We start from the raw sequence: 18,133 nt of genomic DNA on the forward strand, positions 1-18,133 counted from the left end.
CTCATTCGCCAGGAGTTCGGTGGAAGCGCCGGGGCACCGGGGCCGCCGATTCGGCCGGGGCGGGGGCGGTGACCAGGTGGTGGTGCGGTGAGAGGCGGCAGGCCGGGTCGGTCACGGCCGGGTCGCCGGTGAACTGGTAGGCCTGGCAGCGGCAGCCGCCGTGGTCCAGCTCGCGCAGCGCGCAGCTGCGACAGGGCTCCGACATCCAGTCGGTGCCCCGGAAGCGGTTGAAGGCGGGCGAGTCGTGCCAGCTCGCCGCCAGGCCGTCGGTGACGGCGTTGGGCGGTGTCAGGCCGGGCAGGCCGGCGGCGGCGAGGCAGGGCAGGACGTCGCCGTTGGGGGCCACCGCCAGCTGCTCGCGGCCCCAGCCGTTCATGCAGGGCTTGACGGTGCCGCCGTGCAGGTCGGCGGCGACGTGGACGATCTCGATCCGCCCGCCGTGGCGCCGCCGGGCGGCGGCCACGTCCCGTTCGGCCTGCCGGACCTGCTCGGCGTCGGGAGCGAGGTGGGCGCGGTTGCGCCAGGCCCAGCCGTAGTACTGGACGTGGGCGAGCTCGACCCGGTCGGCGCCGAGCGCGACCGCCTGGTCGGCGAGGGCGCCGAGCCGGGGCAGGTTGCCGCAGTGGAGCACGGCGTTGACGGTCAGCGGCAGGCCGGCGGCGGTGAACTGCCGGGCGGCGGCGAGCTTCCGGTCGTGGGCGGCGAGCCCGGCGACGGCGGCGGCGCGGTTCGGGTCGGTGTCCTGGAGCGAGAGCTGCACGTGGTCCAGGCCCGCCTCGGCGAGTTCGCCGGCGCGGCCGGCGGCCAGCGGGACGCCGCTGGTGACCAGGTTGGTGTAGAGGCCCAAGGTGCGGGCGTGGGCGACGAGTTGTGCCAGGTCGGGGCGCAGCAGCGGTTCGCCGCCGGTGAGGTGGAGCTGGAGCACGCCGAGTGCGCGGGCCTGGTCGAGGACCCGCAGCCACTGCGCGGTGTCCAGTTCGGCGCGGTAGCGGGCGAGTTCGACCGGGTTGGCGCAGTAGGTGCACTGGAGCGGGCAGCGGTAGGTGAGTTCGGCGATGAGGCCGAGCGGGGCGGGGGTGCGGACGGTGCCGGTGCCGGCGGGCGGTGCGGCGGCGGTCGCGGGGACGGCGGGGGCGCCGGTGCCGTCCAGGGCGAGCAGCCGCCGTTCGGCCAGGTCGGCGAGCAGGGCGTCCACCTGGGCGCCGTCCACCCCGGCGTACTCCTCGGCGAGCCCGGCGGTGACCGCTCGCGCGTCGCGGCGCCCGTCGCAGTGCCGCAGCACGGCGGCGGCGGTGGCGTTGAGCAGCAGCACGCCCTCGGGGTGGAGCAGCGCGGAGCGGCCGCGCACCGGGTCGTGCACCAGGCGGACGCCGGCGCGCAGGCCGGGGACGGGGGCGGGGGCCGTGCTCATCGGTCGGGCCCGTAGTCGACGGCGTCCAGCATGGCCCGCAGCACCTCGCACTTGAAGGCCAGCGCGGCCACGGCGGCCTGCTGCTGGGCCTCGGTGACGCAGTGGTCCAGGACGAGTTCGAGGGTGCGGGCGCTGTCCTCCCGGGCGACCGGGATGCGGTGCTCGAAGTAGGCGTACCCGGCCGGGGCGATCCAGCCGTAGTGCGCGCGCCAGGCGGTGACGCGCTCGGCCATGTGGTCGGGCGAGAACATCTCGGTGAGCGCCGCCGCCACTCCCTCGGTCCACGGCCGGGTCTGGCAGAAGTGCAGGTAGCCGTCGACGGCGAAGCGCACGCCGCGGGCGACGTGCCGCTCGTCGAGGACCTCGGCGCGGTCCAGGCCGACCGCCTCGGCGAGCACCAGCCAGTCGGCCAGGCCGCCCTCGGCGCCGACCGGCACGTCCGGGCGCGGGCCGTCCGGGCCGGGGCCGTCCGACCGGGGGCCGTCCTGGTAGGCGAGGCGGCCGGCCCAGGCCCGGCGGACCTCCGGGAGCGGGCAGTTGGCGATGATCGCGGCGTTCTTGCGGGTCAGGCAGAGCTGGTAGTACCAGCGGTTGGCGACCCAGCGCCGCAGCTCCGGTGGCGTGCAGCCACCGGAGTGCAGGCGCAGGTGGAACGGGTGGGTGTCCCAGTACCGTCCGCGCAGGTCGTACAGCCTGGCCGCGAACCGCTCGCGGCTCAGCGGTCGCGCCACTGCGCGGCCCGTCCGGCGTACGCGGTGACCTCGGCGCCGGTGCGGTGGCACTCCACGGCGGGCGCGGACCAGACGGGCCTGGCGCCCGCCGGCCGGGCCGCGGGCGCGGCGCCGGCCCCCGGCGGCGGTGACGGCGGCGATGACGGGGTGCGGGCGGCATCCATGGCTGCCTCCTCGGTTCGGGGGTGGGACGAGGACACGCGAGCCCTCTGCCCGGACGGTACGAGCCCGTGCCCTCGGCCGCCGGTCGAGAACGCGGGCCGGTGCGGTGCCGGACGCCCGCCGGGCCCCGGCCCGCCGGTCCCGCCGGTGCCCGGGAAGGGGCGGCGCACCGCTCACCCGCCCGGGTGACGTTCGCCCGACCGGACACCGCGGTCGGCTCCCCCGCGGGGGCTCAAGAGCATCGCCCCCCTGGGGGCCTTGGACACGGTGGCGGCAAGGGTGGCCGGCGGGGCCGCGGTGGAGGTCCGGCCGAGCGGGTCCTCGATGCCGCCGCTGATCCGCAGCCCGCAGGCGGTCCTCGTCGTCCCGGTCGACCCGGCACGCGGGCGGGCGCGGCCGCCGAGGCACGCTGACCGCCCCGGGCCGGCGCGGCCCCAAGAGTTCACCAACCGCCTTGATCCACCACCCCCGGATGCACGATGCTTGGCCCGCACATCACAACCCGCCCTGGAGGGAGCACGGTTGGACTGGGCTCAGGCCGCCGGATACGGCGCGGTCGGCGGCGCACTGGTCGAACTGGTCATCGCCAACGGACGTTTACTGGCCTGGCAGGCGGCCCGGCACAAGGCCCGCGACGAGAAACGCCGCCGCATGCCGCCCCTGCGCCACTACATCGACCCGACCGCCGACCTCGCCGCCGGCCTCAGCCGGGTCGCCCTCGGCGCCCTCACCGGCTGGCTGCTGCACTCGCAGGTCACCGGCCTGTACGCGGCGGTCGCCGCCGGGGCCTCCGCACCGGCGCTGATCCGGCAGTTGGGGACCTTCGGCAGCGTCCGCGAGATCGTCCAGGGCCCCGCGCCGGACGGCGACGCGGCGGATCCGGCACCGCGCCGGCCCGAGGAGGTCGGCCCGTGACCTTCCAGCGCCGGTACCTGCGCTCGCTGCTCGCCTCGGACGGCAGGCCGGGCTCGCCTTCGGCATGCCCGCGGCCGGGGCCGGAAGTGGCCTGGTGGCGGCGGTTCCTGGCGTCGCTGCTGGACGTTCCGCCGCCGGCCGTACGGGCGGGCGCGGTGCCCGAGCAGCGGCGACCGGAGGTTCTGCCGCCGGTGGCGCCGCCGTGGCAACCCCGGCCACCGTTCTTCGCCCCGGTTCCGGGCGGGCGCTGGATCCCCCAACCGGCCCAGGCACCGGTTCCCTTCCAGAGTGGCAAGCCCGTCACGGCCGGCGCCGTCGCTATGTCCGGCGGCGTTGGGCGACGGCCCCTCCGTGCCGTGCTGGCCGCCGTCGCCCTCGGCGCGGCGGGGATACTGCTGGCGTTCCTGCTGGGCGCGTTCGACGGCCCGGACCGCCCGGCCCCGCCGAAGCCGACCCCGAGCACCACCGCCCCGGCCGTCCCCGGCCCGACCCCACAGCACCCCTGACCCCGCCTCAGCGCGGCATCGCGGCCAGCGCCGCCCGGGCGACGGCGGCGGCCTGCGCCTTGCAGTCCGGCTCCGGGTGGTCCTCGCCCCCGAGCCGGACCCACAGGCGCAGGTTGCCGTCGCGGACGACCAGGGCGCAGGTCTCGCCGGTGCCGGGCCTGTCCCAGTAGGCCTCGTCGCCGATGCCGGGGGCATCGGCCTGCCGGTCCTTCTTCGCCGCGTCGGAGAAGTCGTCGCGCTGCGTCTTGGTGGCGTTCTCACTGTTGCCCGCGCTGCGCCGCAACTCCACTGGACGGTGGCGGACGGGTCGCGGTCCTCGGAGCGGACGCCCTGGACGACGGAGGAGCCGTACCAGGAGCAGCGGGTCTGGGCGGTGCCGGACCGTTCGACGTACCAGTCCTTGTCGGGCTTGCGCTGGTCGGCCGGCAGGTGCAGCCCGCCCGCCGCCTCCGCGCAGATCGGCGCCTTCAGGTACTTGTCCGGCACCCCTGTCCCGTCCTGCGGGCCCCACAGCAGGTACCCGCCGACGCCGAGGCCCGCGACCAGCACGCCGGCGACCGCCGGGGCGGCGGTCCGGCGCGCGCGGCGCCGGCCCCGGGGTGCCGCCCGGGGGTCGATCACCACCGTCCGGGCCTCGGGTGCGCCGAGCAGGCCGTCCACGGCCCGCTGCTGCGCGGCGATCAGCGCGTGCACGGCCTCCGGCCAGGGCCGCGGGACCTGGGCGACGGAGCCGAGCAGGTCGAGCAGCCGCTCCGGGGTGGGCCGGGCGGCCGGGTCCTTGGCCAGGCAGGCCGCCAGCAGGGGGCGGGTGGCCGCCGGGACGGCGCCCAGGTCGGGTTCGGTGTGCACGACGTTGTACAGGGTCTGCAGGGTGGTCGCCCCGGCGAACGGGCTGCGGCCGCACAGCGCCAGGACGAGCAGCGAGCCGAGCGAGAACACGTCGCTGGCCGGGCCGAGCGCCCGGCCCTCGGCCTGTTCGGGCGACATGTACGCGGGCGAGCCGATCACACCGCCGGTGCGGGTGAGTTCGGAGGCCTCCTCGGCGGCGCGGGCGATGCCGAAGTCGATCACCCGCACGCCGTCCCCGGCCAGCAGCACGTTCGACGGCTTCAGGTCGCGGTGGATCAGGCCCGCGCGGTGCACGTCGACCAGTGCCTGCGCCAGTCCGGCGGCCAGCCGCCGCACCGCCTCCTCGGGCAGCGGTCCGGCCGCGCCCACCACCTCGGCGAGCGTCGGGCCGGGCACGAACTGGGCGGCCAGCCACGGCGTCGGCGCGTCCGGGTCGGCGGCGATCACGGCCGCCGTGTACCCGCCCGACACCCGCCGCGAGGCCTCCACCTCGCGCCGGAGGCGCGCCCGGAAGCCGTCGTCCTCGGCGTACTCGGCGTGCACCTGCTTCACCGCCGCCGGCCGCCCGTCCTGCGCGACCCCCAGCAGCACCCGGCCCATCCCGCCCTGGCCGAGCACCGCCAGCACCCGGAACGGCCCGACCCGGGCCGGCCCGGCCGCACCCAGCGTTTCCACGTGTCCATGCCCCCCGAGGTCGTGTGGCGCAGATCCTACCGACGCACCGGTCCCAGCCCTCCTTCGAGCTCGAATTCACGTTCCGTCAGGGCCCCGTCAGCAGACCGTCAAGAACGCCCGTGGCGGGGCCGCACGGGTCCAGGCTGGTGATCACCTGCGGATCCGCAGGCCATCGCTCCCGGAGGTGAGCCGCATGTCCGTCTTCACCGCGTTCCACTCCCCCGTCCGCCCGGCGCACCGCCTGCGCGCCGTACTCACCGCGCTGGTCCACCGCCTCACCGCCAGCCCGCTCGACAACTCCGTTCTCCGCGCGCTGGGTTCACCACCGCGCCGTCCGTCCCGGCACTGACTCCGCCGGCACCGGCAATCCGCTCGCGCCGAGGGCCGGGCCGCGGTGATCATGAGGCATGGAATTCCTCACCTACCACCGCGACCGGCCCGGCTCGCTGCCGCTGCGCGACGACATGCTGGAAACGCACTGGTCCTACATGGACGGCTTCGCCCAGCAGATGATCGCCCGGGGCCCGACGCTCACCGAGGACCGGGAACTGCCCACCGGGAGCGTGCACATCCTCGACCTGCCGGATCCCGCCGCCGCCCGCGCGTTCGCCTTCGACGAGCCGACCTACCAGGCGGGCGTCTACCGCGACGTGCTGCTGCGCCGCTGGCGCAACCTGCTGGGGCGCACCATGTGGGAGTTCCCCGGCGGCCGCGAGGGCGACGACCGCTTCCTCGTCCTCGGCCTCGGCGAGGGCGAGCCCGCCGACCTCGCCGTCCCCGCCAACCGCGACGACCTCGTCGCCTACGGGCCGCTGCTCTCCGACGACGCCACCGCCTGGCTCGGCACCGCCGCGATCCTCCGCGCCCCCGGCCCCGCCGCCGCCCGGGCCGTCCTCACCGCGGACCGCTACGCGAGCATCGAAGTCCACCCCTGGCACCCCGGCGGCCGGCCGTCCTGACAGCGCCGGGACCCGACCGGGGCCGGTCCGGCGAGGGCGACACCGTTCACCGGCCGCACTGGATCGACGCGTTCGACCCGAGCGGTGGTGCGGCCGGCGCCGGGCCGAGGGTGGTGGTGCCGGGGGTGGCCCGGTGCCCGAGGCCGCTGCGGTAGACGTCGAGGGCCTCCTCCGCGCGGCCGGTGCGGCGCAGCAGGTCGCCGAGCAGCCGGCACAGGTCGGCCAGATCGGCGGTGGCCCCGGCGTGCTGGAGCAGTTCCAGCGCGGTGCGGTAGTGCTCCTCGGCGTCGGCCACCGCGCCGCGCTCCTCGGCGATCCGCCCCAGCAGCCGGTGGGCCGCGCCCGCGTGCACCGCGCCGCGCTTGGGGTGCAGCGAGCCGAGCAGGTCCGAGAGCAGTGCCGCCGCCTCGTCGCCGCGGCCGGACCGACGCAGCACGTCGGCCAGTTCGACGTCGATCTGCTGGGTGTAGAGCGCGGCATGACGATCCGTCAGCATCGCGCGGGCGGTGCGCAGTTCGCGCTCGGCGGCGGGCAGGTCGCCGTCCTGGGCGCGCAGGTAGCCGCGCATCCAGTGGCAGTGCGCCAGTTCGGTGCGGATCCGCAGCTGCTGGTACAGCTCCTGGGCGCGGGCCAGCGAGGCGTCGGCCTCGGCGGCCCGGCCGTCGGCCAGCATGGTGCGGGCCACCGACCGGTGCAGCCGGGCCACCGCGATCGGGTCGTCCACCTGCGTGGCGAGGGCCAGGGCCAGTTCGGCCGCCTGCACGGCCCGGCGGTGCGCCCCCAGGTCCAGGTAGGGGGCGATCACCGCGGAGTAGAGCAGCAGCAGTGCCTGCGGATCGGGCAGCCCGCCCGCGTTGAGCCGGTCGATCGTGCTCTCCAGCAGGTAGCAGGAGTAGCGCACGTCGCCCGCGAGCAGGTGGGCGACCGCCCGGCCGCGCAGCGCGGGCACCCGCCGGGGCAGCGGGGCGTCCCGCAGCAGGTCCTCGGCGGCCCGGAAGTGGCCGATGGCCTCGTCGAGTTCGCCGATCTCCAGGGCGCAGTCGCCCAGCCCGAGCAGTGCCGCCGCCTGCTCGTCGGCCAGCTCGTAGCGGCCGGCTTCGGCGGCCAGCTCGGTGAAGTGCGCGGCGGCGTCCGCCGATTCGCCGGTGCACAGGGTCTGGCGGGCGTCGGCCAGGCGCAGCCGCAGATCGGTGGCGAAATGGGCGGGGCGTCCGGTGGCGAGCTGGTCCGCGCTGACTCCCAGCCGCTCGGCGAGGTAGCGCAGTGCGGTGTCGGAGGGGCGGACCTTGCCGGATTCCAGGGTCGACACGTACGCCGCCGTGTAGGCGGGCTCGGCCAGCGCGCGCTGGGTGAGCCCGCGTTCGGCGCGCAGTTCCTGGATCCGTCTGCCGATCCGCAGCCGGTCGTCGTGCCGGTCGTCCGCCATGCCGCTCCTGTTCCCCGTCCCGGTCGCGCTGCCGCGTGCCGGCCGCTGCCGTGTCCAGGCTATGGCGTGCCGGTGTGACAGCCATTGACTTAAGCCCGAATGTAAGTCAGGTTAAGCCATCAGTTAACGCCGGGTCAGGACTCCCCCGGACCGGACTCGGCCATCCCCCCACTCGCTCTCGCTGAACGGACCCCCATGCGCACTCGGCGAACCATCCTCGGCACCGCCGTCCTGGCGGCCACCCTCGGCCTATCGGCCGCCGCCCCGGCGACCGCCGCCACCCCGACCACGGCGGCGGCGCCGGCCACGAGCCACGCCCTCCCGCCGGCGGTGCCCTCCGCCGCCGCACCGCTCGCCGCCGGCTCCGGCCCGATCTGCTGGTTCGGCGCCTGCTACGACTACGTGTCGGGCCGCCAGACGACCGACGCCGCCGGTGCGAGCGTCCAGATGCTCCAGGCCGCCCCCACCGTCAAGCCCGGCGACACCTCCTCGCACTCGCTGCAGGAGCTGGCCGTGCAGTCCGCCGACAAGAAGTCCACCGTGGAGGTCGGCTGGACGGTCGACCTCGGCCTCAACGGCGACCTGCTGCCGCACCTGTTCGTCTACCACTGGGTGGACGGCCAGGAGAGCTGCTACAACGGCTGCGGCTTCGTGCCGGTCTCGCGCACCGTGACCGCCGGCATGGCCCTGCGGCCCGGGGACGCCGGACGCTACGGGATCGTGAACATCGGCGGCGACTGGTGGATCTTCTACAACCAGCACGCCGTGGGCTACTTCCCCGGCTCGCTCTGGAACGGCGGCTACACCCGCACGCAGGTCATCACCGCCTTCGGCGAGGTCGCCCACGCGGCCGGCAGCACCTGCGAGTCCATGGGCGACGGCCGCTTCGGCAGCGCCCCCGGCTCCGGCTGGATCCGCGACTTCCAGCTGATGGACTCCGCCGACCCCGCCCGGCTGACGGTCACCGCCACCAGCCCCGCCCTCTACGACTCGGGACGGGTCACCCCCACCGGGTTCCACCTGGGCGGCCCCGGCGCCGGCCCCTGCTGACGGCGGTTCGGAGCAGAACACGGCGGCGGCGGCTGAGCAGGAGGCCGGCCAGCGCGGTGGCGGTGCCGACCGCCTCGGCGACCGCGCTGGCGGTCTTCTGCGGGTACCAGACCGGGTCGTACATGTTCGGCAGCGGCCCGAGCGCGCCGACGTCGACGTGGCTGTAGAGGAGTACGGCGCCGAGGGCGGAGGCGGAGACGAGGAAGGCGAACGCCCACACCGCGAAGCGGCGGCCGGCGAACAGGACGAGGAGGGCCGCCAGGCAGGCCGCGGCGGCTTCGACCCGGAACAGGGTGCCCTGGGTCGGGCCGGGTCCGAAGTCGTAGTCGGGAGCGAGGTCGGCGTGGACGGCGGCGTCGACGGCGAGTGCGGCGGCGGTCACCGCCTGGAGCAGCAGTCGGGTGAGCAGCCGAGGGCCGAGGGCCGTGCCGCGGTGGAGGAGGTTCAGGCCCATGGTCCGCTCCGGTGGGGTGGCGCCCCGCCCGCGCGGCGGGGCCCTCAGTCACCGGTACGGGCGGCGGCGGCGGATCGCTCAATCGCGGCCTTCCCCCGGGCGAGCCGATCCGCCTGCTCGGCCGACTCCGGCGGGAGCAACCAGTCTCGGCTGCCGGTCGGCCGCTGTCAGTCCGGATGGTTCCGGGTTCCACGCCGCGCGGCGCGTGGCTACCGTCCCAACCGCTCGACACCCGGCGGTCCGGACGGACCGCCGTCACGCGCTCCCAGGAGGCCACGTTGACCGCGCACCACCCCACCCGAAGGAGCATCCTCAGGTCCGCCGGGGGGCTCGGCGCCGCGCTGGCGCTGGGCGCCGCGGGCTCGCTGGCCTCGGCGCGGTCCGCGGCGGCGGCCGACAACGGCTTCGGCCTGACGATCGTGGACCGCAACGAGAGCGACCCGCGGATGTGGTACTACCGCTTCCAGACCTCCGCGATCGGCTGGAACCCCGCCGTGAACGTGCTGCTCCCGGACGACTACTGGACGAGCGGGCGCACCTACCCGGTGCTGTACCTGTTCCACGGCGGCGGCACCGACCAGGACTTCATCACCTTCGACCGGATGGGCGTGCGCGACTGGACCATCGGCAAGCCGATCATCGTGGTGATGCCGGACGGCGGGCACGCCGGCTGGTACTCCAACCCGGTCAGCTCCAACGTGGGCCCGCGCAACTGGGAGCAGTTCCACATCAACCAGCTGCTGCCGTGGGTCGAGGCCAACTTCCGCACCTACGCCGAGTACGACGGCCGCGCGGTGGCCGGTTTCTCGATGGGCGGCTTCGGCGCGCTGAAGTACGCCGCCAAGTACTACGGCCACTTCGCCTCGGTCAGCGCCCACTCCGGCCCGGCCAGCCTGCGCCGGGACGGCGGCCTGGTGGCGCACTGGGCCAACGCCTCCTCCGCCGCGCTGGACCTGGCGGGCGGCACGATCTACGGCGCGCCGCTGTGGGACCAGGCCCGGGTGAGCGCCGACAACCCGGTCGAGCGGATCGAGAGCTACCGCAACAAGCGGGTCTTCCTGGTGGCCGGGACCAGCCCCGACCCGGTCGACTGGTTCAGCCAGGTCAACGAGCCGCAGGTGCTGGCCGGGCAGCGCGAGTTCCGCTCCGCGCTGGACCGGGCGGGCATCCCGCACGACTCCCACGAGGTGCCCGGCGGCCACATCATCCGTCCCGACATGATGCGGCTCGACCTCGACGGCATCATCGACCGCCTGCGCAAGGCGTGAGGGGCGCACCGGTGTTCCCGTCCCTCTCCCGCCGCGCCCACCGGCTCGCCCTGGCCGCGGCCGCCCTGCTGCTGCCGGTCGCCGTACCGGCCGCGGCCGCCGCACCCGCCACGGCGGCACCCGCCCTGACCGCCTCCGCTGCCGTCGCTGGAGCCGCGGCGTCCTGCCCGGCCGCCGGCTACATCTCCCAGGGTTACACCCCGGAGCACAACGGCATCGACATCGCCAACGACTACGGCACCCCCATCTACGCGGCCGGCGACGGCCAGGTGACGGCCTCCGGCCCGGCGCAGGGCTACGGCCAGTGGATCCGCATCCTCCACCCGGACGGGACCATCACCGAGTACGGGCACATGCGCGAGCGGGAGGTGGCCGCCGGCGACCACGTGGCGGCCGGCCAGCTGATCGCGCTGATGGGCAGCGAGGGCGAGTCCAGCGGCCCGCACCTGCACCTGCGGGTCTGGGCCGACGCGGACGCGACCGTGCGCACCGACCCGATCCCGTACCTCGCGGGGCGCGGCATCACCATGCCCTGCACGCCGGGCACCGGTCCGCGCCCCGCGCCGCCGGCGTACCCGGCGCAGTCCGGCAAGGTGGTGTCGGCGCGTTCGGCGGACGGCCGGCTGGAGGTGTTCGCGGCCGGGGCGAACGGCGTCTCGCACGCCTGGCAGACGGCCGTGAGCGGCGCGTGGTCGGACTGGGAGAACCTCGGCGGCCCCGCGGGCGCCGAGCTGGCGATCGGCGCGGACGCGGACGGCCGACTGGAGATGTTCGCCATCAACGGCACCACCCTCCAGCACCGCTACCAGCTCCAGCCCTCCGGCACCTGGTCCGCCTGGGACACCTTCGGCGGCGGCGGCCACACCATCGCCGTGGGCGCCAACCAGGACGGCCGCCTCGAAGTCTTCGCCTCCGGACCGGTCGGCGTCTTCCACAAGTACCAGACCGCCCCCAACAGCGGCTGGTCCGACTGGGAACCCACCGGCGGCGGCCCCGCCGACAGCCGGATCAAACTCGGCAAGGCCCCGGACGGCCGCCTCGAAGTCTTCGCCCTCAACAGCACCACCTTCCAACACCAGTGGCAGACCGCCGTCAACGGCACCTGGTCCAGCTGGGAGACCTTCGGCGGCGGCGGCCACGGCCTCACCGTCGACCACAACCAGGACGGCCGCCTCGAAGTCTTCGCCTCCGGCCCCAAGGGCGTCTACCACAAGTACCAGACCAACCCCACCACCTGGTCCGACTGGGAACCCGCCGCAGGCCCCGCCGACTCCCAGCTCACCAGCCAGCCGACCGCGGACGGCCGCATCGAGGTGTTCGCCATCAACGGCAGCACCGCGCAGCACACCTGGCAGACCGACCTGAACGCGCCGTACAGCCCGTGGGACACCTTCGGCGGTCCGGGCACCGAGATCGTCGCCACGGCCAACGCCGACGGCCGGATCGAGGTGTTCGGCACCAGCAGCGCCGGCGTCTACCACAAGTGGCAGACCGGCTTCTCCACCTGGTCCGACTGGACCTGGCTCAACACCACCGCCGGACCCGCCGTCAGTTGAGGAGCGATCACGTGACCAGCACCCGAGGCAGCCGCCGGGCGCCCTCCCGCGTCCTGCTCTCCGGGCTCGCCGCAGTGAGCGTGGCGGCGGGCCTGATGGTCGGCGGCACGCCCGCGTCGGCCTCCACCGGCATCGACCTGTGCGCCGAGGTCGGCTACGCCGCGGGCTTCCGGGGCGACGCCCTGGTGACCGCGATCGCGGTCGGCATGGCCGAGTCCAGTTGCAACCCGTTGGCGTCCAACGTCCAGAACAACACGCCGCCGTCCCGCGACCGCGGCCTGTGGGAGATCAACGACTACTGGCACCCCGAGGTGAGCGACGCCTGCGCCTTCGACGCCCAGTGCAACGCCAACGCGGCCTTCCGCATCTCCAACGAAGGCACCAACTGGCAGCCCTGGTCGACGTACAACGAGCGCGCGCACCTGCGGTACCTGGACGCGGCGCGAGCCGCCGTGGACCGGCTCGGCCACCACGAACCCGGACCGGCGCCGCTGGTGTACCCGGCGCAGTCGGGCAAGGTGGTGTCGGCGCGTTCGGCGGACGGCCGGCTGGAGGTGTTCGCGGCCGGGGCGAACGGCGTCTCGCACGCCTGGCAGACGGCGGTCAACGGCGCGTGGTCGGACTGGGAGAACCTCGGCGGCCCCGCGGGCGCCGAGCTGGCGATCGGCGCGGACGCGGACGGCCGACTGGAGATGTTCGCCATCAACGGCACCACCCTCCAGCACCGCTACCAGCTCCAGCCCTCCGGCGCCTGGTCCGCCTGGGACACCTTCGGCGGCGGCGGCCACACCATCGCCGTGGGCGCCAACCAGGACGGCCGCCTCGAAGTCTTCGCCTCCGGACCGGTCGGCGTCTTCCACAAGTACCAGACCGCCCCCAACAGCGGCTGGTCCGACTGGGAACCCACCGGCGGCGGCCCCGCCGACAGCCGGATCAAACTCGGCAAGGCCCCGGACGGCCGCCTCGAAGTCTTCGCCCTCAACAGCACCACCTTCCAACACCAGTGGCAGACCGCCGTCAACGGCACCTGGTCCAGCTGGGAGACCTTCGGCGGCGGCGGCCACGGCCTCACCGTCGACCACAACCAGGACGGCCGCCTCGAAGTCTTCGCCTCCGGCCCCAAGGGCGTCTACCACAAGTACCAGACCAACCCCACCACCTGGTCCGACTGGGAACCCGCCGCAGGCCCCGCCGACTCCCAGCTGACCAGTGAGCGCGCACCGGACGGCCGGGTGGAGGTGTTCGCCATCAACGGCAGTACGGCGCAGCACATCTGGCAGACCGGCGTCAACGCTCCGTACGGTCCGTGGGAGACCTTCGGCGGCGCCGGTACCGAGGTCGGAGCGGCCACCAACGCGGACGGCCGGATCGAGGTGTTCGGCACCAGCAGCGCCGGCGTCTACCACAAGTGGCAGACCGGCTTCTCCACCTGGTCCGACTGGACCTGGCTCAACACCACCGCCGGACCCGCCGTCAACTGACCGCACCGGTGGCCCGGGCGGGAGCACGCGTGCTCCCGCCCGGGCCGTTTCCCCTTCGAGTGGTCTGCGCCACCCTGCGGTTTATTGTCATGCACAAGGAGGTACCGTTTCGTCCGAGGACAACGGTGAGCATGCGAAACGGGGCAGTGGTGCGCGGGACGGGGGTACGGTGAGCGGCATTCTCGTCCACCTGCCGGAGGGGAACGGCGACGAGGCCGTCACCCTGCGGCTCGGTCCGGGAGAGCGGGCGCGCTTCGGCCGCGGCTCCGCGGGCACCCCGGTGGAGCTCCGGCTCGGCGACGAGACGGTCTCCCGGCTCGCCGGCGAGATCCACGCGACCGACGACCACTGGCAGTTGAGCAACCTCAGCAGCACCCACGCCTACCTGGTCGAGAACCCGGAGGGCGCCGGCGAGTACCTGCGGGTGCCGCCCCGCCGGATCGGCGCGCCGATCCCGTTCGAGTTCTCCCGGGTGGTGCTGCCGTCGCGGCGGGAAACCCCGCTGTGCTTCCAGGTGTTCGCGCCCGACCACGTCTACCTGGACCCGCACGCCCGCGGCGCCGGCTCCTGGGAGAGCCGCACCATGACGGCGTACTCGCTGGACGAGACCGCCACCTACTTCCTGGTCCTGGTCGCGCTCTGCGAACCGTGGCTGCGCGACCGGTCCCCCGCCGCCGTGCCCACCACCCCGCAGGTGGTCGCGCGCCTGCGCGGCCACCCGGCCTGCGCCCGGCTCACCCCCCGCGCGGTCAGCTCGCACCTCGACTACCTCGCCGACGAGAAGCTCCGCATCGACCTGCCCGACGACGCGGCCCGCGCCGACCGCCGCAACGGCAAGCGCGAGGCCGTGGTGGGGCTCGCCCTGAAGTTCGGCATCGTCCGCGAGGAGCACCTCGCGCTCCTGCCGCGCCCGGACGCCGTCGAGCCGGGACGGTGAGGAGTGGCGCGATGACGCACCACCCGGCCTTCCGCGGGTCCGACCAGGAGCTGCTGCCCGCCGGCCACCGGGTCGGCGAGTGGACCGTCACCGAGCCCATCGGCGAGGGCGGCTGGGCGACGGTCTACGCCGCCCGCCGGGCCGGCGGCACCACGGCCGCCGCCGGCCCGGACGACACCGGCGGTGCGGCCGACACCGTCGCCCTCAAGGTGCTGCCGACCGCCGGACTCGCCCCCCGCCAGGCCCGCCAGGTCGCCGAAGCGGCGCGCCGCGAAACCGAGTTGGCCCGTACCGCGCCGCACCCCCGGTTGGTCCGGCTGCTCGACTCCCTCACCCTGTCCGCCCCCGACCACCCCGCGCTCGACGGCGCCGTCGTCCTGGTGATGGAACGCGCCCGGGGCACCCTGCGCGACCTGCTCGCCACCGGCGTCGACGAGGACCGGGGCGGCCGGATCATCGCCGGCATCTGCGAGGGCCTGGCCCACCTGCACCGCTCCGGCTGGGTCCACACCGACCTCAAACCCGAGAACGTCCTCATCGGCCCGGACGGCGAGGTCCGCCTCTCCGACTTCGGCCTCGCCGTGGAACTGACCGGCACCCACGGCCACTGCGCCCCCATGGGCACCCCCGACTACCTCCCGCCGGAACGCTGGAAGGAACCGCTCGGCGAGCACGGGATCAAGATCCGGTCCACCGCCGACATCTGGGCCCTCGGCATCGTGATCCACGAGGTGTTCGCCGCCGGCGTCCCGCCCTTCCCCGGCGCCACCCCCACCGCCCGCGGCGCCGCCGCCCAGCAGTACGCCGAAGGGCGCGCCGACCTGCGGCTGGCCGCCGCCGTACCCCCGTTCTGGCGCGCCCTGGCCGCCGACTGCCTCGCCCCCACCCACGCCGCCCGCGCCCCGCACACCGCCGAGAGCCTGCTCGCCCGCATCCGCGCCCACCAAGCCGGCCACCGCCCGCGACGGCGCCGCCCACGGCCGCGCACCGCCCTGGTCGCCCTCGCCGCGTGCGCCTCGGCCGCCGTCACCGCCGCGCTCTGGCCGGACCCGGGCCCGGCCGCACACCCCTCCCGCGTCCGGGTCTTCAACGCCGAGCGCAGCTGCCAGGACCGCGCCGACCGCGACCCCCGGTGCAGCCTCGGCCTCGCCGTCGACCCGCTGCGCCCGTACACCGCCGACAACGTCGTCCCCACCCGCGTCTGGCACGGCGACCTCCTCGACGCCGACTGCCAGCTCCCCGCCGGCCTGCCCGTCATCGACGAGGAGGACCGCACCTCCACCCTCTGGTACCGCGTCCACCTCCCCGGCCCCACCACCGCCTGGCTCCCCGCCGTCCGCACCAAGGACCGCCCCGCCCTGCTCCGCTGCCCCTGACGGGCCCGTCGCGCGGGCAGGCCTCCGGATCGTTCCGGATTCTCCGCCCGCCACCGCCCTGACTAGCTTGTCGACGGCGCCCGCCGGACCGGCGGGCCGACAGCCCTGGGAGCAGCGATGCCGACGACCGCCACCACCAGCCGGCCGAGCGCCATGGCGCTCGGCCCTCAGGAGCGCGCCGTGCTCCGCGCGGTCGGCTGCGGCCTGCGGGACGACGAGATCGCTGCCGCCCTCGCCCTCTCGGAGGACGCCGTCGCCGGGCACCTCGCGCGGATCCTGGTGACGTTCGGGCTGCGCGACCGGGCCGCGGCCATCGTCCACGCCTTCGACTGCGGGCTGGTCGCTCCCGGCCGCGGCCCCCGCACGCGGCCGGCGGGCCCGGTGCGGCGGGGCGCCGACGGCGGGGCGGCCGGGGCGAAGGTGCGGATCTCCGTGCTCGGACCACTGCGGGCCTGGCGCGACGGGCGGCCGCTGGACCTGGGGCACCTGCGCCAGCAGGCCGTGCTGGCCGCGCTGGCGCTGCACGCGGGCCGCACGGTCAGCCGGCAGGAGCTGCTGGACGGCGTCTGGGGAGCGGAGCAGCCGGTCACGAACGTGGTGCCGGTCCACGTCTACCGCCTCCGCAAGACCCTGCGCCTCGGGGACGACCCGGACTCGGTGATCGAGCACGACCGGTGCGGCTACCGGCTGGTCCCCGGCGCGGCCGAAGTGGACCTGACGTGCATGGAGGACCTGGTCACCGAGGCCGGGGCGGCCCATCGGGCGGGCGATCCGGCCGAGGCGGTCCGCCTCTGCGCCCGGGCGCTGGGCCTGTTCCGCGGGGAGCTCCTGGCCGCGCTGCCCGGCCCGCTCGCCGAGTTGGAGCGGCTGCGGCTCAGCGAGCGCAGGATCGCCGTCGCCCAGCGGAAGGCGGCCTGGCAGCTGGAGCTGGGCCGGCACGCCGAGGCGACCGCCGAGCTGTTCGTCCTCTCCGCGGAGCACCCGCTGAACGAGCCGGTGGCCGCGATGCTGATGGACGCGCTGTACCGCGGCGGCCGACAGGCCGACGCCCTGGCCGTGTTCGACCGCACCCACCGCCGGCTGGCCGACGAGCTGGGCGTCGCCCCGAGCCGGATGCTGCGGCGGACGCACCAGCTGATCCTGGCCGGGGACGGAGGCGGCCCGGGCCGCACCGCGGCCGTGCGGTGAGGCCCGGGTGCCCTGCTCGGGGCTCAGGAGGCGAAGGCCCGTTCCAGCCGGGGGATCAGGTCCCGGAGGTCCTGTTCCCAGCAGCCGGCGCTGTGGCCGCCGTTGCACTGGGTGCCCCAGGCGGCGCCGTCACCGTAGTCGACGTAGTGGTAGGGCATGCCCAGGGCGTCCATGCGGTCCTTGACGTGCTTGGAGGCGCCCTCGAGCCAGAACTCCAGGTCGGTGGGCACCCCGCGGCCGTTGCCCACGTAGATGGAGACCCCGACCCCGGCGAGCTTGTCCATGTGCTGCGACGGGTCGACCTCGTTCCACCGCCGGTCCACGTTGAACACCGGGTAGGGCGAGCCGAACAGGGCGTCGCTGTCCACGCCGGGCTTGTACGGGTCGTTCGCGGGGTCGCCGCAGGCGCCGGAGGCCGAGCCGCAGATCGCGCCCTGCGCGTCGATGAGGGAGGCGACGACGGCCAGCCGCAGGTCCATCGAGTCGGCCGACAGGTCGATGTCCCCCGACAGGGACGCGGTCTGGCTGAACAGTTCGGGGTGGTCCTGGGCGTAGTGGAGGGCCCCGAACCCGCCCATGGAGACGCCGGCGACGGCCCGGGCCTTCTTGGTGGCGACGGTCCGCAGGTTCGCGTCGATGAACGGGATCACCTGCTGGAGGTGGAAGTTCTCCCAGTTCTGGGCTCCCAGCTGGGTGTTCTGGTTCAGCCAGTTGGCGTACCAGCCCCGGGCGCCGCCGTCCGGGATGACGGTGATCATCGAGTCGGACATGGTCAGCGCCGGGTAGTTCTGCTGGACGGGGTCGTCGGGCGAGCCGTGCAGGAAGTACAGCACGGGGTAGCGCCGGCCCGGATCGTCGTAGTACCCGCTCGGCAGGATGATCTTGATGTGGTGCTTCCCGGTGACCTCGGGTGTGGTCACGGTGAGGTAGAAGTTCGTCGGGCCTCCCACGGCCGCGTCGACCTGGGTCAGGCCGTACCCGTCCGCCATCCGCGGCGGCGTTCCGGCGGCCCCGGTGCCGGCGGCGGCTTGCGCGGTGCCCGCCGTGGTGGCCGTTCCCACGACGGCGGCCAGCAGGGCCACCACCGTTCGCCACCGGCTGATCGTCCTCGTCACGGTGTTCCCCCTCGTCGTGCGTCGTGTCGTGTCGCGGCGCGGCGTCTCGCGTCGTGTCCCGGGCGTGTCGTGCC

The 18,133-nt window shown here is 75.2% G+C and carries 16 protein-coding genes; 9 read left to right on the forward strand and 7 right to left on the reverse strand.

Features of this window, described 5'->3' with window-relative positions; all coding sequences use genetic code 11:
- Position 1: 1 nt before the first annotated feature.
- The 4 genes from pqqE to AB2U05_RS01560 all read right to left on the reverse strand — a co-directional run bounded on the left by pqqE (position 2) and on the right by AB2U05_RS01560 (position 5,249).
- Entirely contained in the window at positions 2-1,411 is a 1,410-nt protein-coding gene (pqqE, locus tag AB2U05_RS01545) for a pyrroloquinoline quinone biosynthesis protein PqqE (RefSeq protein WP_369182165.1), read from the reverse strand.
- A complete protein-coding gene (locus AB2U05_RS01550; protein WP_369182166.1) occupies positions 1,408-2,142 on the reverse strand; it encodes a pyrroloquinoline quinone biosynthesis protein C in 735 nt (244 codons plus the stop codon). Before AB2U05_RS01550 ends, pqqE begins: the two co-directional genes overlap by 4 nt.
- Positions 2,127-2,306 carry a pyrroloquinoline quinone precursor peptide PqqA gene (gene pqqA / locus AB2U05_RS01555; protein WP_045695963.1) on the reverse strand — a complete coding sequence of 60 codons (180 nt, stop codon included), beginning with the start codon at positions 2,304-2,306 and terminating at the stop codon, positions 2,127-2,129. The genes AB2U05_RS01550 and pqqA overlap by 16 nt, the downstream gene beginning before the upstream one ends.
- 666 nt (positions 2,307-2,972) lie before the next feature.
- A complete protein-coding gene (locus tag AB2U05_RS01560) occupies positions 2,973-5,249 on the reverse strand; it encodes a serine/threonine-protein kinase (protein WP_369182167.1) in 2,277 nt (758 codons plus the stop codon).
- A gap of 193 nt (positions 5,250-5,442) precedes the next feature.
- Here AB2U05_RS01560 and AB2U05_RS01565 point away from each other — a divergent pair, with 193 nt between their 5' ends.
- Both AB2U05_RS01565 and AB2U05_RS01570 read left to right on the forward strand, forming a co-directional pair.
- The gene (locus AB2U05_RS01565; protein WP_369182168.1) at positions 5,443-5,598 is read left to right on the forward strand and encodes a hypothetical protein; all 156 of its coding nucleotides are present in this window, start codon (positions 5,443-5,445) and stop codon (positions 5,596-5,598) included.
- Positions 5,599-5,656: 58 nt separating this feature from the next.
- Complete coding sequence (locus AB2U05_RS01570) at positions 5,657-6,208, forward strand: YciI family protein (protein WP_369182169.1); 552 nt, start codon at positions 5,657-5,659, stop codon at positions 6,206-6,208.
- A 46-nt stretch (positions 6,209-6,254) separates the two neighbouring features.
- Here the strand turns inward: AB2U05_RS01570 and AB2U05_RS01575 are convergent, their stop codons facing one another.
- Positions 6,255-7,634 (reverse strand): helix-turn-helix domain-containing protein, encoded by a 1,380-nt coding sequence (locus AB2U05_RS01575; RefSeq protein WP_369182170.1) that lies wholly within the window; start codon positions 7,632-7,634, stop codon positions 6,255-6,257.
- 195 nt (positions 7,635-7,829) lie between these two features.
- Between AB2U05_RS01575 and AB2U05_RS01580 the strand changes: the two genes are divergently transcribed.
- On the forward strand, positions 7,830-8,684 hold the full coding sequence (locus AB2U05_RS01580; RefSeq protein ID WP_369182171.1) for a neprosin family prolyl endopeptidase: 855 nt from the start codon (positions 7,830-7,832) through the stop codon (positions 8,682-8,684).
- Here AB2U05_RS01580 and AB2U05_RS01585 read toward each other — a convergent pair.
- On the reverse strand, positions 8,635-9,138 hold the full coding sequence (locus AB2U05_RS01585; RefSeq protein WP_369182172.1) for a hypothetical protein: 504 nt from the start codon (positions 9,136-9,138) through the stop codon (positions 8,635-8,637). The genes AB2U05_RS01580 and AB2U05_RS01585 overlap by 50 nt on opposite strands.
- A gap of 278 nt (positions 9,139-9,416) precedes the next feature.
- On the opposite strand from AB2U05_RS01585, the gene AB2U05_RS01590 reads away from it, so the two are divergent.
- The 6 genes from AB2U05_RS01590 (at position 9,417) to AB2U05_RS01615 (ending at position 16,944) form a co-directional block, all read left to right on the forward strand.
- Positions 9,417-10,406: an alpha/beta hydrolase gene (locus AB2U05_RS01590; protein ID WP_369182173.1), complete on the forward strand. Its 990-nt coding sequence runs from the start codon at positions 9,417-9,419 to the stop codon at positions 10,404-10,406.
- Between the two features lie 11 nt (positions 10,407-10,417).
- Positions 10,418-11,962, forward strand: coding sequence for a peptidoglycan DD-metalloendopeptidase family protein (locus AB2U05_RS01595; protein WP_369182175.1), 1,545 nt, complete (start codon positions 10,418-10,420; stop codon positions 11,960-11,962).
- A 95-nt stretch (positions 11,963-12,057) separates the two neighbouring features.
- On the forward strand, positions 12,058-13,443 hold the full coding sequence (locus AB2U05_RS01600; RefSeq protein WP_369185873.1) for a hypothetical protein: 1,386 nt from the start codon (positions 12,058-12,060) through the stop codon (positions 13,441-13,443).
- 169 nt (positions 13,444-13,612) lie between these two features.
- Positions 13,613-14,380, forward strand: a complete 768-nt coding sequence (locus tag AB2U05_RS01605; protein ID WP_045704259.1) for a hypothetical protein — start codon at positions 13,613-13,615, stop codon at positions 14,378-14,380.
- An 11-nt stretch (positions 14,381-14,391) separates the two neighbouring features.
- Positions 14,392-15,756, forward strand: coding sequence for a serine/threonine-protein kinase (locus tag AB2U05_RS01610; RefSeq protein WP_045711412.1), 1,365 nt, complete (start codon positions 14,392-14,394; stop codon positions 15,754-15,756).
- Positions 15,757-15,873: 117 nt separating this feature from the next.
- Complete coding sequence (locus AB2U05_RS01615; protein ID WP_369182176.1) at positions 15,874-16,944, forward strand: BTAD domain-containing putative transcriptional regulator; 1,071 nt, start codon at positions 15,874-15,876, stop codon at positions 16,942-16,944.
- Positions 16,945-16,967: 23 nt separating this feature from the next.
- On the opposite strand, the gene AB2U05_RS01620 is transcribed toward AB2U05_RS01615, so the two are convergent.
- Positions 16,968-18,059, reverse strand: coding sequence for an alpha/beta hydrolase family protein (locus AB2U05_RS01620; protein ID WP_045704267.1), 1,092 nt, complete (start codon positions 18,057-18,059; stop codon positions 16,968-16,970).
- Between the last annotated feature and the right edge of the window lie 74 nt (positions 18,060-18,133).

This window comes from Streptomyces sp. Y1 (assembly GCF_041053115.1).
Taxonomy (GTDB): domain Bacteria; phylum Actinomycetota; class Actinomycetes; order Streptomycetales; family Streptomycetaceae; genus Kitasatospora; species Kitasatospora rubellomurina.

Coding starts and splice junctions, on each gene's coding strand:
- AB2U05_RS01570 (WP_369182169.1), top strand. CDS start 5,657: ATGGAATTCCTCACCTACCACCGCGACCGGCCCGGCTCGCTGCCGCTG.
- AB2U05_RS01575 (WP_369182170.1), bottom strand. CDS start 7,634: ATGGCGGACGACCGGCACGACGACCGGCTGCGGATCGGCAGACGGATC.
- pqqA (WP_045695963.1), bottom strand. CDS start 2,306: ATGGATGCCGCCCGCACCCCGTCATCGCCGCCGTCACCGCCGCCGGGG.
- AB2U05_RS01610 (WP_045711412.1), top strand. CDS start 14,392: ATGACGCACCACCCGGCCTTCCGCGGGTCCGACCAGGAGCTGCTGCCC.
- AB2U05_RS01600 (WP_369185873.1), top strand. CDS start 12,058: ATGGTCGGCGGCACGCCCGCGTCGGCCTCCACCGGCATCGACCTGTGC.
- AB2U05_RS01565 (WP_369182168.1), top strand. CDS start 5,443: ATGTCCGTCTTCACCGCGTTCCACTCCCCCGTCCGCCCGGCGCACCGC.
- pqqE (WP_369182165.1), bottom strand. CDS start 1,411: ATGAGCACGGCCCCCGCCCCCGTCCCCGGCCTGCGCGCCGGCGTCCGC.
- AB2U05_RS01585 (WP_369182172.1), bottom strand. CDS start 9,138: ATGGGCCTGAACCTCCTCCACCGCGGCACGGCCCTCGGCCCTCGGCTG.
- AB2U05_RS01580 (WP_369182171.1), top strand. CDS start 7,830: ATGCGCACTCGGCGAACCATCCTCGGCACCGCCGTCCTGGCGGCCACC.
- AB2U05_RS01615 (WP_369182176.1), top strand. CDS start 15,874: ATGCCGACGACCGCCACCACCAGCCGGCCGAGCGCCATGGCGCTCGGC.